Source organism: Chryseobacterium foetidum, from assembly GCF_025457425.1.
Classification (GTDB): domain Bacteria; phylum Bacteroidota; class Bacteroidia; order Flavobacteriales; family Weeksellaceae; genus Chryseobacterium; species Chryseobacterium foetidum.
On sequence record NZ_JAMXIA010000001.1, the window covers coordinates 307,737 to 321,961 of the forward strand.

11 protein-coding genes and 1 tRNA gene are annotated in these 14,225 nt (G+C 38.7%); 11 read left to right on the forward strand and 1 reads right to left on the reverse strand.

The genetic code is table 11. From position 1 onward, the window contains the following. Position 1 precedes the first annotated feature (1 nt). A complete protein-coding gene (locus NG809_RS01415) occupies positions 2–199 on the reverse strand; it encodes a hypothetical protein (RefSeq protein ID WP_262147404.1) in 198 nt (65 codons plus the stop codon). Positions 200–337: 138 nt separating this feature from the next. On the opposite strand from NG809_RS01415, the gene amaB reads away from it, so the two are divergent. The 11 genes from amaB (at position 338) to uvrA (ending at position 14,196) form a co-directional block, all read left to right on the forward strand. Next, on the forward strand, positions 338–1,888 hold the full coding sequence (gene amaB / locus NG809_RS01420; protein ID WP_262147406.1) for an L-piperidine-6-carboxylate dehydrogenase: 1,551 nt from the start codon (positions 338–340) through the stop codon (positions 1,886–1,888). A gap of 61 nt (positions 1,889–1,949) precedes the next feature. Then, positions 1,950–3,275, forward strand: coding sequence for an L-lysine 6-transaminase (lat, locus tag NG809_RS01425; protein WP_262147408.1), 1,326 nt, complete (start codon positions 1,950–1,952; stop codon positions 3,273–3,275). 61 nt (positions 3,276–3,336) lie between these two features. Then, positions 3,337–3,567 carry a DUF2007 domain-containing protein gene (locus NG809_RS01430; protein ID WP_262147409.1) on the forward strand — a complete coding sequence of 77 codons (231 nt, stop codon included), beginning with the start codon at positions 3,337–3,339 and terminating at the stop codon, positions 3,565–3,567. A gap of 118 nt (positions 3,568–3,685) precedes the next feature. Further along, entirely contained in the window at positions 3,686–4,198 is a 513-nt protein-coding gene (locus NG809_RS01435) for a GNAT family N-acetyltransferase (protein ID WP_262147411.1), read from the forward strand. A gap of 116 nt (positions 4,199–4,314) precedes the next feature. Then, complete coding sequence (locus tag NG809_RS01440; protein WP_262147413.1) at positions 4,315–4,779, forward strand: GbsR/MarR family transcriptional regulator; 465 nt, start codon at positions 4,315–4,317, stop codon at positions 4,777–4,779. A 2-nt stretch (positions 4,780–4,781) separates the two neighbouring features. Beyond that, on the forward strand, positions 4,782–5,966 hold the full coding sequence (locus tag NG809_RS01445; RefSeq protein ID WP_262147414.1) for an efflux RND transporter periplasmic adaptor subunit: 1,185 nt from the start codon (positions 4,782–4,784) through the stop codon (positions 5,964–5,966). Then, entirely contained in the window at positions 5,966–9,112 is a 3,147-nt protein-coding gene (locus NG809_RS01450) for an efflux RND transporter permease subunit (RefSeq protein ID WP_262147415.1), read from the forward strand. Before NG809_RS01445 ends, NG809_RS01450 begins: the two co-directional genes overlap by 1 nt. Before the next feature lie 23 nt (positions 9,113–9,135). Beyond that, a complete protein-coding gene (locus NG809_RS01455; protein ID WP_262147417.1) occupies positions 9,136–10,551 on the forward strand; it encodes an efflux transporter outer membrane subunit in 1,416 nt (471 codons plus the stop codon). A gap of 195 nt (positions 10,552–10,746) precedes the next feature. Next, positions 10,747–10,820: transfer RNA gene (locus NG809_RS01460), tRNA-Ala, on the forward strand. A 29-nt stretch (positions 10,821–10,849) separates the two neighbouring features. Further along, positions 10,850–11,230: a hypothetical protein gene (locus NG809_RS01465; protein ID WP_262147418.1), complete on the forward strand. Its 381-nt coding sequence runs from the start codon at positions 10,850–10,852 to the stop codon at positions 11,228–11,230. 137 nt (positions 11,231–11,367) lie between these two features. Then, the gene (gene uvrA, locus NG809_RS01470; protein ID WP_262147419.1) at positions 11,368–14,196 is read left to right on the forward strand and encodes an excinuclease ABC subunit UvrA; all 2,829 of its coding nucleotides are present in this window, start codon (positions 11,368–11,370) and stop codon (positions 14,194–14,196) included. The last annotated feature ends 29 nt before the right edge of the window (positions 14,197–14,225 follow it).

Consider the following 14,225-nt stretch of genomic DNA (forward strand, 5'->3'; position numbering starts at 1 on the left):
ATTAACCGAATAGGTTTGCAAAGTAATTGTTGATCACCGTCCAGAAATTTTTACCCAGAAAATAAATCAGGGTAGAAGTGATGATCCCTTTTACTGTGAAGAAAATAATGCCGCCAACGCCGAATTTCTTCACCAGCTGCTTCCATTTGGATTTTTTCTTTTCTTCAGTTCCCTCATCAAGTACCTTGTTGTTTTCCATCTCTGAATTTCAAATGATTACTGCACAAAGATAAGCATGTTTATAATCATTCCAAATAATTTTGATTTTAAATTTTATAAATTTTTTCTGGTACGGGATATTTTTTTATCTTTAGAAAAACGAAAAGTAAAAATTTTTATGTCAAAAAAAGTCAAAGATTTCGGAATTGAAAGATCATTAAAAAATTTAGGAATCAAAGATGAAAACAAAGGAACTTCTACTGGAGGTAAATTTTTTGCATCAGGAAAAACAATAGAAAGTTATTCTCCGGCAGACGGAAGATTAATTGGTAAAGTAAAATTATCGGGCGAAAAAGATTACGACAAAGTAATGGAATCTGCCCAAAAAGCCTTTCTGGAATTCAGAACAATGCCCGCACCCAAAAGAGGCGAAATCGTACGCCAGCTCGGGCAGAAATTAAGAGATTACAAAGACGACCTCGGCAAACTTGTTTCATACGAAATGGGAAAATCTCTGCAGGAAGGTCTTGGTGAAGTTCAGGAAATGATAGACATCTGCGATTTCGCAGTCGGATTATCAAGACAGCTTCACGGCTACACCATGCATTCTGAAAGACCAGGTCACAGAATGTACGAGCAATATCATCCGCTTGGTATTGTAAGTATTATCACAGCATTCAACTTTCCGGTAGCAGTTTGGGCGTGGAACACAGCTTTGGCTTGGATCTGTGGAAACGTTACCATCTGGAAACCATCAGAAAAAACACCGCTTTGTGCCATTGCGTGTCAAAATATTATGAATGAAGTTTTAAAGGAAAATAATCTTTCTGAAGGAATTTCAAGCGTATTGGTTGCAGATCATGAGATCGGACAAAAATTGGTGGATGACAAACGTGTCGCTTTGGTTTCATTTACCGGTTCTACAAGAGTCGGAAGAATGGTTTCTTCTAAAGTGGCTGAAAGATTCGGTAAATCAATATTAGAATTAGGTGGAAATAATGCGATCATCATTTCTAAAGATGCCGATCTGGATATGTCAATCATCGGAGCAGTTTTCGGAGCTGTAGGAACTGCAGGGCAGAGATGTACTTCTACAAGAAGACTGATTATTCATGAATCAGTGTATGATGAAGTGAAAAACCGTTTGGCAAAAGCTTACGGACAGTTAAAAATCGGAAATCCTTTAGACGAAAACATGCACGTTGGTCCGCTGATCGATGTGGAAGCAGTAAATCAATACGAAAAAGCGATTGAAAAATGTAAATCTGAAGGCGGAAAATTTGTCGTTGAAGGTGGAGTTCTGGAAGGAAAAGATTACGAATCAGGTTGCTATGTGAAACCATGCATCGCGGAAGTCGAAAATTCTTTCGAAATCGTTCAGCATGAAACGTTTGCACCGATTTTATATCTAATTAAATATTCAACTTTAGAAGAAGCAATCGCGATTCAGAATGATGTTCCTCAGGGACTTTCTTCGGCAATTATGACTACAAATTTGAGAGAAGCGGAATTATTTCTTTCCCATGCAGGTTCAGACTGCGGAATTGCCAACGTAAATATCGGAACTTCAGGTGCCGAAATCGGCGGTGCTTTCGGTGGCGAAAAAGAAACCGGCGGAGGCAGAGAATCCGGCTCTGATGTTTGGAAATACTACATGAGAAGACAAACCAACACCATTAATTACACTGCAAGCCTTCCATTGGCTCAGGGAATTAAATTTGATTTATAAATAATTTTAAAGCTGGGTTTTGTACTCATTACTCATTGCTCATTACCAATTACTCATCAATATGGACAATACAATTGAAATTCAAACAAATAAAATAAAAGAAACAGTCGGCAAACACGTTTTGGCAGACGGTTTCGACTTTGTAATGGATATTGAAAACTCTCACGGATCTTGGATTCATGATTCGGTTTCAGGGAAAAATTTTCTTGATATGTTTTCAATGTTCGGCTCGGCTTCTATCGGTTACAATCATCCTTATTTAGTGGAAAAATCTGAATGGCTGGGCAAAATGGCAGTCAATAAACCGACTTTGGCGGATGTTTATTCTAAAGAGTACGCTCAGTTTCTTGAAACTTTCGAAAGAGTAGTGATGCCGAAAGAACTTCAGTACGCATTCTTTATTGAAGGCGGAGCTATGGGCGTTGAAAATGCCATGAAAGCGTGCTTCGACTGGAAAACGAGAAAAAATTTCGAAAAAGGTTTAGACATTGAAGCAGGAATCTGCATCCATTTCAGACAGGCATTCCACGGAAGAAGCGGTTATACTTTAAGTTTGACCAACACTTCAGATCCGCGAAAATATCAGTATTTCCCGATGTTTGACTGGCCAAGAATTTTAAATCCGAAACTGCATTTCCCAATCACGGAAGAAAATTTAGAGGAAACCATTAAAAATGAAAATCTTGCTTTAATTCAGATTGCAGAAGCGATAATTTCAAATCGTGATAAAGTGGCATGTATTATTATTGAACCGATTCAGGCTGAAGGTGGTGACAATCATTTCAGGGATGAGTTTTTTGTAGGTTTGAGAAAAATATGTGATGAGCATGAAGTCCTGTTAATTTTTGACGAAGTTCAGACAGGAATCGGAATCACCGGAAAAATGTGGGCTTTTGAACATTTAAGTGTAAGACCGGATATTATTTCTTTCGGTAAAAAAACTCAGGTTTGTGGTGTTTTGGCGAACAAAGAAAAATTTGACGAAATCCCGAATAATGTTTTCAGAGAGAGCTCAAGAATCAATTCTACTTTTGGAGGAAATTTAATTGATATGCTCCGTTTCCAGTTGGTAATGGAAGTAATTGAAAAAGAAAATCTTTTGGAAAATGCCAATAGTGTTGGAGAATATCTTTTGGAAGGTTTACAGAAGCTGGCTCAGAAATTTCCTGAAAAATTATCTAACGCAAGAGGTAAGGGTTTGATGTGTGCAATAGATCTGCCATCCGGTGAGCGAAGAGATAAGATAAGAAACGAGCTGTACAACGATGGTTTAATCATACTTTCATGTGGTGACCAATCCATCAGATTCAGACCACATTTGAATGTTACAAAAGAAGAAATTCAGATTGCTTTGGATAAAATCGAAAACAATATTAATAAAATTTAAAATACCCAGATTTGCTTTTTTATAATTTTTTCCCTAATTTTAGATATTCAAATCAAAGAACATGGAAAGAAGTACAAGAGTATCAGTTTTTGAAAGCGATAAACCAGCTGAAATTCAGTTAATTAAGTCTAAACTTGATGATGCTGATATTACCAACGAGACAGAAAACAATTATCTCACCTTTACAACAACGCCTACAGCAACAACTTTAAAGGTGATGGTAGACCTTCAGGATGAGAAAAAAGCTTTTGAAGTGATTGATGCCTATTTGCAGCAAAATCAAAATCAATAAATAAACAATTTCATAATTTTAAATTTTACTACTTCGGAACCGAAAATTAATTCATATTAGTTTTCGGTTTTTTATGGGTAAAATATTTTCATACAACCATTAAAACCAAATCAAAAGCATGGAATCTAAAATTGAAATGAGAGAAGCCCAAATTACTGAAGTCGGGCAAATCTGGGAAATCATTCAGCAGGCGATTGAGAGACGCAGGAAAGAAGGAAGCACACAGTGGCAGAACGGTTATCCAAATAGAGATACCATCGAGTCTGACATTAAAAAACATTTCGGATACGTTCTGACGGTTGATGATGAAATTGCTGTTTACACTGCGCTCATAATGAATGACGAACCCGCTTATTCTTCTATTGAAGGGGCGTGGTTGAGCGACGGAGAATTTGTAGTAATTCACAGAGTCGCTGTAAACGAAAAATTTGCAGGCAAAGGAATGGTAAAAATTCTCTTTGATAAAATTGAAGATTTTACAAGATCTCAAAACATTAAAAGTATAAAAGTGGATACCAATTTTGATAATCTTGCCATGCTTAAAATACTGGAATCTAAAGGATATTCTTACTGCGGAGAGGTGATGCTTGCAGGCGGAATGAGAAAAGCTTTTGAGAAGATTATATTTTAAGACAAAAGTTAAATTTTACTCTCATTGATTCTTTCTTAAACAATTGATTAAAAAAGTCTATCGTCTTTGTTCGTTTTGTTCCGAACCAATATCTAATTTTGTCGAAAATTTTTAGTTTGGATAAACGCACACACTTTGATGAAAAGATTTTTCAGGATGCCGTAAGATTTTACGGTACGGTTTTTAATATACCACCCTTAGCCTCAAAAATTTACGCGTACCTCCTTTTTGATTTTCAGAAGAAGGGAATTACGTTTGATGAATTCGTTGAAGTTTTTGGTGCGAGCAAAAGTTCGGTATCTACAAGTCTGGTTTTGCTTTTAAATGCAGAACTGATCGTAGATGTAAACAAAATTGATGAAAGAAAAAGATTCTTTTTTATCAATGACGATTACAAAAGGATAAGATTTGAAAAAATTGTTCAGAAAATGCAGGATGAACTGAAACTTCTGGATGAGCTCGATGCGTTTAATAAAAACAATAATGTGACCTACGAAGAATACAATGACAGGATCATCGCCTACAAAGATCTTCTCACAAAAAATATAGAAAACATACAGGAATCTCTTAATAAACTATAAAAATGAATAATAAACTTATACTCCTTTCTTTCGCTGCATTGTCGCTGGCGTCTTGCAAGAAAGAAGAGCCAAAACAGGATACCGCCAAATCCCTTCCCGTGGTGAAAGTTGAGAGCAGAAATATCACGGGCTACCAGACTTTTCCGGCAAGCATCGAAGGTAAAGTCAACAATGATGTGAGAGCTAAAATACAAGGGTACATTACTCAGGTTTTGGTTGACGAAGGCCAGCATGTAACTAAAGGTCAGCCTCTTTTCCGTTTGGAAACCAATACTTTAAATGAAACTGCAGCCGCTGCAAAAGCTGGCGTGGGTGCAGCACAATCCAATATCGCAGCAGCACAGGCTGCTGTAAATGCCGCGCAGGTTGAAGTGAATAAACTGAAGCCCTTAGTCGACAAGAAAATCATCAGCAGTGTTCAGCTGCAGACTGCTCAGGCAAATCTTGCTCAGGCTCAGGCACAGGTTCAACAGGCAAAAGCTGCAAGAGAACAGGCAAACGCCAATTACAAAGGAGCTGCCGCCAATGTAGATTACTCGATTATCCGTGCTCCTATTTCCGGAGTCGTTGGTAAATTACCTTTAAGAGTGGGAAGTTTAGTTGGGCCAAATGATCAGGCTGCTTTAACGACAGTTTCAGACACCTCAGAAATCTACGCATACTTTTCGATGAATGAAAAAGAATATTTTGATTTCCTTGAAAAATCAATGGGTTCAAGCATGCCTGAAAAGATCAAAAATATACCGATGGTCGAGCTTGAGCTGGCCAACGGAAGTTTATATCCTGAAAAGGGGAGAGTGGAAGCCATTACCGGACAGATTGATCCTACAACGGGAACCATTCAGTTCAGAGTTTCATTTACAAATGCTTCAAAGCTTCTGAGCAACGGAAACAGTGGTAAAATAAGACTTCCAAAATATTACAATAACGTTTTGGTGGTGCCTGAAGGTGCTACTTACGAACAGCAGGGCATTGTTTACGTTTACAAAGTAGACAAAGACACTGCAAGAAACGCTGTGGTGAATATCATCGACAGAATCGACAATTTAGCACTTATAAAAGACGGTGTAAAAGTGGGCGACCCTGTAGTGGCAGCCGGCACCGGAACTTTGAAAAACGGAACTCCTGTAAAATCACAGCCTACCACCACTGATCAGATTGTGAAATCCATAAAACCGAAATTCTAATGATAAAGAACTTTATTAACAGACCGGTTTTATCCACTGTAATCTCCATCCTTATTGTTATTCTTGGGGTTTTGGGACTGACAGCACTTCCGGTGACACAGTATCCGGATATTGCACCGGCAACCGTGAGTGTAAGAGCAAACTATACCGGAGCCAACGCCGAGACCGTGATGAAAAGTGTTGTGGTTCCGTTGGAGGAACAGATCAATGGTGTTGAAGGAATGGATTATATTACTTCCACGGCAGGTAATGATGGTTCGGCACAGATTCAGGTGTTTTTTAAACAGGGAATTGATGCAGATATTGCTGCCGTAAACGTACAAAACCGTGTTGCGAGAGCGTCCCCGCTTCTTCCGAGTGAGGTTACCAGAGCCGGTGTTGTTACCCAGAAACAGCAAACAAGTGCCTTGATGTACCTTTCTTTCTATTCTGAAAACAAAAATATTGATGACGTTTATCTTCAGAATTTTTTGAATATCAACGTTATTCCGGATCTTCAGAGGATTAACGGTGTAGGTGAAGCCAACGTTTTTGGTGGAAAAAACTATTCAATGAGAGTATGGCTGGATCCTGCAAAATTAGCAGCCTACGGAATCACGCCTGCTGAAGTGACCAATGCCATTAATGATCAGAGTAGGGAAGCTGCTGCGGGATCTTTAGGCCAAAACAGCGGAAGTTCTTTTGAATATATTATTAAGTATGTAGGTAAATTCAGCGAAAAAGAGCAGTACGATGACATCATCATCAAATCACTTCCGGACGGACAGAATTTAATGCTGAAAGATGTTGCCAAAGTAGAATTGGGCGGGCTTTCTTATTCAGGAGTCGGTGAGAATGGTGATTATCCATCAATCAGTATGGGGGTTTTCCAGACTCCGGGATCGAATGCTCAGGAGATTATTGAAAATATTAAAAAACAGCTTAAGGAAAACGAAAGTTCATATCCTGAAGGTGTAAAATATACTTTTAACTTTGATACCAACGAATTTTTGGATGCATCGATTGAGAAAGTTATTCACACTTTGATTGAAGCCTTCATTCTTGTATTTATCGTTGTTTATATATTTTTACAGGATTTCAGATCAACTTTGATTCCGGCGATTGCAGTTCCGGTTTCGATTGTAGGAACATTCTTTTTCCTGAATTTATTTGGATATTCATTAAACCTTTTGACGCTTTTTGCCCTTGTATTGGCAATTGGTATTGTGGTCGATGATGCGATTGTCGTCGTCGAAGCCGTTCACGCCAAAATGGAAAATGGTATTTCAGATGCCAAAAAAGCTACCGTTGAGGCGATGGACGAAATTACTGGAGCGATTATCTCAATTACTTTGGTAATGGCAGCGGTATTTATTCCGGTAACATTTATTACTGGTCCTACAGGTGTATTTTATCAGCAGTTTGGTATTACTTTAATTATTGCGATTATTATTTCTGCTGTTAACGCATTGACTTTGAGTCCGGTTTTATGTTCATTATTTCTAAAACCTCACGATGAGCATCACAAGGAATATAAAGATTTAAATTTCATTAAAAAATTCTTTTATAAATTTAATATTGGTTTTAAAACAGCCACAGACCGTTACGGAAGAGGATTTAATTTCCTGATTAAACACAAATGGGTGACTTTGGTTATTCTGATTGTAACAGGAGGAATTATCTACTGGGCCAACGGAAGCATGAAAAAAGGTTTCGTACCAACCGAAGACAGAGGTATTATCTTTACAGACGTTCAGCTGCCACCGGGAGCTTCGATGGAAAGAACTTATACTGTTCTGAAAACTTTACAGAGAGAAGCTTTAAAAATTCCGGGAATTCAGAATGTGACGATTTCTACCGGTAGAGGACTACTTTCAGGAAACGGCAGCAACAATGGTCTTGCCTTCGTTAAACTGAAACCGTTCGATGACAGAAAAGGTGATGGATTGTCTTCCGAAGAAATTTCAAAAAGATTATTTGGTCTTGCAGGAAAAGTTCCTGATGCGAAAGTAGTATTCTTCCAGCCGCCGAGTGTACCGGGATTCGGTAACAGTGCAGGTTTTGAGATGGTTCTTTTAGATAAATCCGGTGGCGATTTTGCTCAGTTGGATGCGAAGACAAATGAATTTATTGGAAATTTAATGCAGAGACCGGAAATTGAATTTGCCCAAACATCATTCAATACAAAATATCCTCAGTATTTAATGGAAATCAATGTTCCTTTAGCCAAACAAAAAGGGGTTTCAGTAAATGATATTTTATCTGCCATGCAGGGTTATATTGGTGGAATCTACGGTGCTGACTTCACGAAATACGGAAAGCAGTTCAGGGTAATGATTCAGGCACTTCCTGAAGACAGAGCCGATGCTGCGAATCTTAATCAGTATTATGTGAAAACAAGTTCAGGGGAAATGTCGCCAATTTCACAGTTTGTGAGCTTGACTAAAACTTACGGACCGCAATCTGTCGGTCGTTACAACCTGTTTACCTCAGTAAAAATTACAGGTGCCAACAAAGCAGGATTTAGTTCGGGAGATGCAATCACAGCAGTTCAGGCTGTAGCTAAGGAAACTTTAGATCAGAATTATGATGTTGAATTTACAGGACTTACGAGAGAAGAATTAAGTTCAGGATCTCAGACCCTATTGATTTTTGCTTTGAGTTTGGTATTCGTTTATTTCATTCTTTCAGCTCAGTACGAAAGTTATATTTTGCCTTTGGTTGTGGTAATTTCACTTCCTCTTGGGGTAATGGGAGCTTATTTCGGACAGAAAATCATGGGTCTAGAAAACAACATTTATTTCCAGATCGCATTGATCATGTTGGTAGGACTTTTGGCTAAAAATGCAATTTTGATTATCGAATTTGCGGTTCAGAGAAGACACCACGGCGAAACTATTGTAGACTCTGCGATTAATGCAGCCAAAGCGAGATTGAGACCAATTTTAATGACATCCTTAGCATTTATTTTCGGTCTTTTACCATTGGTTTTGGCAAGCGGAATCGGAGCGGTAGGAAACAGATCAATTGCAACGGGAGCTGCAATAGGATTGTTGATCGGAACCATTTTAGGAGTGTTTGTTATCCCAGTTTTGTATGTAGTTTTCCAGACTTTACAGGAAAAAATCAAACCAATCAAACCGAAGGATATTAATCTTGCCGAGTAAGTAATTTTTTAGAGTTATTAAAAATGAAAAATTTATCAATCTATATAAAAGGAACAGCTTTTTCGGTGCTTACTTTGGCGATGGTTACCTCGTGCAACATCAGAAAAGAGTACGAAAGACCGCAAAATATCGTTCCTGAAAATCTTTTCCGTACAGACAGGCTTCCCAAAGATTCTTCATCGATTGCTGAAGTGTCGTGGCGTGAAATTTTCACCGATCCTATTTTACAGGGTTACATTGAAAAGGCGCTGCAGAATAATCTGGATATCAGAATTGCCATCCAGAATTATGAAGCAGCCGAAGCGTATTTAAAACAAAGCAAGGCCGCTTACCAGCCGACACTTTCGATTGGTCCGAACTATACTTTTCAGACGCAGTCTGTGAACACGCAGTTTGGGCAGATCATCGGGGAAAGAAGGTATGTCAATCAGTTTGACATCACAGCAAGCATTGGCTTTGAAGCAGATATCTGGGGTAAACTAAAAGCTCAGGAAAAGGCACAGCTTGCGGCATTCTGGGGAAGTATTGCGGCTCACAAAGCCGTGAAAAATGATTTGGTTGCAGCTTTGGCTTCATCTTATTTTCAGCTATTGACTTTTGATCAGCAGAAAAGAATTATTTCTGAAACAATCAAAATCAGACAAACCAATCTGGAAACTACGAAAGCATTAAAAGAAGCCGGAATTCTTACTGAAGTTGCCGTGCAGCAAAGTGAGGCCTTGGTTTATAACGCTCAGGCATCATTAATAGACATCGAAACACAGATTCAGATTTTAGAGAATACGATGAGTCTGTTATTGGCAGAGCCCTCTCAGGCAATCAACCGTTCGACTCTTGAAGCGCAGAAAATTCCTGCTGATATTGCAGTAGGTTATTCCGCAAGTCTTTTGGCCAACAGACCCGACGTGATGCAGGCAGAATACAACCTGATGAATACTTTTGAACTTACCAATTCTGCAAAAGCCCAGTTTTACCCAACATTCAGAATTACAGGATCGGGCGGGGTGCAGTCGGTGGATATTGACCATTTATTCAGTGTGAACTCTCTTTTTGCAAATATTGTGGGAGGCCTAGCCCAACCATTATTAAATAGAAGACAGATCAGAACCAATTATGATGTGAGTTTGGCCAACAAAGAAATTGCCTATCTGAATTTCAGAAAAACTGTGCTGAGTGCCGGAAAAGAAGTTTCAGATGCCATCAGGGTTTTTACTGTGCAGGATGAGTTTATTGATTTAAAGAGAAAAGAGCTTACAGCATATAAAAACTCAGTTAGCTTTTCACAGGAGTTGGTAAACTATGGTATGGCAAATTATCTTGAAGTACTTACAGCAAATGTAAACGCTTTAAATGCGGAACTGAATATTTCAAATGCCCAGTACAACAAAATGAAAGCGGCGGTAGACCTCTACAAAGCCTTGGGAGGCGGGTGGAGATAATCTTTCTTCCGTTGGATTTTTATATTAATCTTGTTTTAAACGCATACTTTTCGGAGTGTGCGTTTTCTTTTTTGATGAATCTTAAGCATTTAGCAATTATTTTCAGAAGATCTTCAATAAATTTTAACAAAATATTTGTATATATGGTTTAATTACTTACTTTTGTACCGCTTCGTGTAAAAAGCACGGGATAATGGGGAATTAGCTCATCTGGCTAGAGCGTTAGACTGGCAGTCTAAAGGTGACGGGTTCGATCCCCGTATTCTCCACAAAAAACTTTATCAAACCTTGTAATCTTATGAAGAAATTTTTTTTACTTGCGTTAATGGCTGTAATGTTCATCGGTTGTAATTCTGATGACGAATTAACACTTATTGATTACGTCGGAACATGGTCTGGTACCTACACCGGAACTAATGATAAAGGAGACTGGAACTTCATAGTTGCCGATGACGGAAAAGTAACCGGAACGATGCATTCCATCAACAGCAATCAAAACTTTGCCATTATCGGTCGCCTGGACAGATCCGGACAGTTGGTTGCAGAACTGGCTGTACCTGCAAAAGGAAATTTCAACGGTACGCTGACTGTAGAGAAAAAAGGTAACGGAGCGTGGGACATCAGTCTTCCAGCACCTGCAAGAAGCGGAAATTGGGAAGGTGTTAAGGATAAAAAATAATTCTTATCGAAATATAAAAGTAAACCACAGTTTTTCAGCTGTGGTTTTTTGTTTTTCAACAGGTTTTCTATACATTAAATTGTTTAAAATTCCGTATTTTTGCCACTTGTGATTTTCATGTAAAGTCACTCCAAATTATGAGCGAATCTAAAGAATATATAGAAGTTTACGGAGCCAGAGAACACAATCTTAAAAACATTGATGTCAAAATTCCGAGAAACGAATTGGTCGTGATTACAGGGCTTTCCGGAAGCGGAAAATCTTCACTGGCTTTCGATACGATTTTTGCCGAAGGACAGCGTCGTTATATCGAAACATTTTCTGCTTATGCTAGACAGTTTCTAGGCGGTTTGGAACGTCCCGATGTCGATAAAATTGAAGGACTTTCTCCCGTAATCGCAATCGAACAGAAAACAACCAACAAAAATCCGCGTTCAACCGTAGGAACTGTTACTGAACTCTACGATTATCTGCGTCTTCTGTTTGCCAGAGTTTCCGATGCCTATTCGCAGACGACTGGTAAAAAACTGGTAAGCTATACTGAAGATCAGATTTTAGATGCCATCAAAGAAAACTACAAAGGCGAAAAAATCATGCTGATGGCGCCTGTTGTGCGTTCCAGAAAAGGTCATTACCACGAACTTTTCGTGCAGATGGCAAAAAAAGGGTACGGACAGGCAAGAATTGACGGCGAACTGCAGGATATTGAATACGACTTAAAACTCGACCGTTACAAAACCCACGACATCGACATTGTTGTAGACCGTTGGATTATCGGTGAATCTGCCTCCGAAGCCAGAATGGAAAAGTCTTTGCGAACCGCCATGGAAATGGGTGAAGGTTTGATTGGAATTCAAAAACTGGGAACAACAGATATTGAATATTTTTCTAAAAATTTAATGGATGCCGAAACTGGTCATTCACTGGCTTTACCGGAACCGAATACGTTTTCATTCAACTCTCCGAAGGGAAGTTGCCCAAGCTGTAAAGGTTTAGGAACGATCAAAAAAATCAACACTGATTATTTTGTTGAAAACCCGAAATTATCAATCAATCAGGGAGGTTTGCTGCCTTTGGAAGATATTAAATCTAATAAATACATTCTCACACAGATCAAAAATATTCTTGAAATATTCGGTTTGGGACTTTCGACACCGTTTAAGGATATTCCGGCTGAAGCGCTGGACTATATCTACAACGGCTGTCATAAAGAATTTAATAAAGATTTAAAATACGCAGGAATTACCAAGAAAATCAAAGTAAGTTTTGATGGTTTAATTCCTTTTATGGAAGAACTGATCGAGGAAAGAGAATCTTACGAAGCGATTTTACTCGAAAGACATTTCACCACAGAAGAAACCTGTCCTGAATGTAAAGGTGCACGTCTTCGGGCATCAAGTTTAAGTTTTAAAATTGACGGAAAAAATATCGCTGAAATCAACGGTTTAAGTTTATCTGATTTAAAAGACTGGTTAAGAGATGTAAAAGATAAATTTTCGGAGAAAAACGGAATTATCGCTCACGAAATTTTAAAGGAAATTGAAACCAGACTTCAGTTTTTACTGGATGTCGGTTTGGATTATCTGAGTCTGAGCAGAAGTTCAAAAACCCTTTCCGGTGGGGAATCCCAGAGAATCCGTCTGGCAACACAGATTGGTTCTCAATTGGTCAACGTTCTTTATATTTTGGATGAACCAAGTATCGGTCTGCACCAAAGAGACAACGAAAGGCTGATTAATTCATTGAAAAACCTTCGCGACATCGGAAACTCGGTTTTAGTGGTGGAGCACGACAAAGATATGATTATGGAAGCCGATGAAGTTTTGGATATCGGTCCAAGAGCAGGTAAATTCGGCGGTGAAATTCTTTGGCAGGGAAAACCGAAAGACTTACTGAAAGCGGATACCATCACAGCTGATTATATCAACGGTAAGAGAAAAATTGCCATTCCGGAAGTTCGTAGAGAAGGGAATGGAAAAAGTATTGTTTTAAAAGGCGCTACAGGGAACAATCTTAAAAATGTAACCCTTGATATTCCGTTAGGAAAACTGGTGGTTGTCACCGGAATTTCAGGAAGTGGAAAATCGTCGCTGATCAACGGAACTTTGTACCCGATTCTGAACAAACATTTTTACAGAGCCGTTCAGGAACCTTTGCCATTCAAAAAAATAGAAGGTCTTGATAATATTGATAAAATTGTAGACGTAGATCAGACTCCGATTGGAAGAACGCCCCGTTCAAACCCTGCAACCTACACAGGAATGTTTACCGACATCCGAAATCTGTTCTCCGAATTGCCTGAATCTAAAATACGTGGTTACAAGCCTGGAAGATTTTCTTTCAACGTGAAAGGCGGAAGATGCGAAACCTGTCAGGGAGGCGGTTTGAAGGTGATTGAAATGAACTTTTTACCTGATGTTTACGTTCACTGCGAAACCTGCAACGGAAAACGTTTCAACAGAGAAACCTTGGAAGTACGTTACAAAGGAAAATCAATTTCTGATGTATTAGAAATGACCATTGATGAAGCCGTGGATTTCTTCCAGCCGATTCCGAAAATTTTTGCAAGAGTGAAAACTTTGCAGGACGTCGGTTTAGGTTACATCACGATGGGACAGCAGTCGACAACACTTTCCGGTGGGGAAGCACAACGTATCAAACTGGCAACCGAACTTGCAAAAAGACAAACTGGAAATACTTTATACATTCTAGACGAACCCACAACCGGACTTCACTTTGAAGACGTGAAAATTTTAATGGATGCTATTAATAAATTAGTAGAATTAGGAAATTCATTCATCATCATCGAACACAATATGGATGTGATTAAACTGGCAGATCACATCATTGATGTTGGTCCTGAAGGTGGAAAACATGGTGGAGAAATTATTGCCAAAGGAACGCCTGAAGAGATTATAAAGTCTAAAAAATCTCTGACGGGGAAGTATCTGAAGAAGGAGATGTAAGTGGTATTATATTTGTGAGCGTAAGCACA

Coding starts and splice junctions, on each gene's coding strand:
- NG809_RS01415 (WP_262147404.1), bottom strand. CDS start 199: ATGGAAAACAACAAGGTACTTGATGAGGGAACTGAAGAAAAGAAAAAA.
- amaB (WP_262147406.1), top strand. CDS start 338: ATGTCAAAAAAAGTCAAAGATTTCGGAATTGAAAGATCATTAAAAAAT.
- lat (WP_262147408.1), top strand. CDS start 1,950: ATGGACAATACAATTGAAATTCAAACAAATAAAATAAAAGAAACAGTC.
- NG809_RS01430 (WP_262147409.1), top strand. CDS start 3,337: ATGGAAAGAAGTACAAGAGTATCAGTTTTTGAAAGCGATAAACCAGCT.
- NG809_RS01435 (WP_262147411.1), top strand. CDS start 3,686: ATGGAATCTAAAATTGAAATGAGAGAAGCCCAAATTACTGAAGTCGGG.
- NG809_RS01445 (WP_262147414.1), top strand. CDS start 4,782: ATGAATAATAAACTTATACTCCTTTCTTTCGCTGCATTGTCGCTGGCG.
- NG809_RS01450 (WP_262147415.1), top strand. CDS start 5,966: ATGATAAAGAACTTTATTAACAGACCGGTTTTATCCACTGTAATCTCC.
- NG809_RS01455 (WP_262147417.1), top strand. CDS start 9,136: ATGAAAAATTTATCAATCTATATAAAAGGAACAGCTTTTTCGGTGCTT.
- NG809_RS01465 (WP_262147418.1), top strand. CDS start 10,850: ATGAAGAAATTTTTTTTACTTGCGTTAATGGCTGTAATGTTCATCGGT.
- uvrA (WP_262147419.1), top strand. CDS start 11,368: ATGAGCGAATCTAAAGAATATATAGAAGTTTACGGAGCCAGAGAACAC.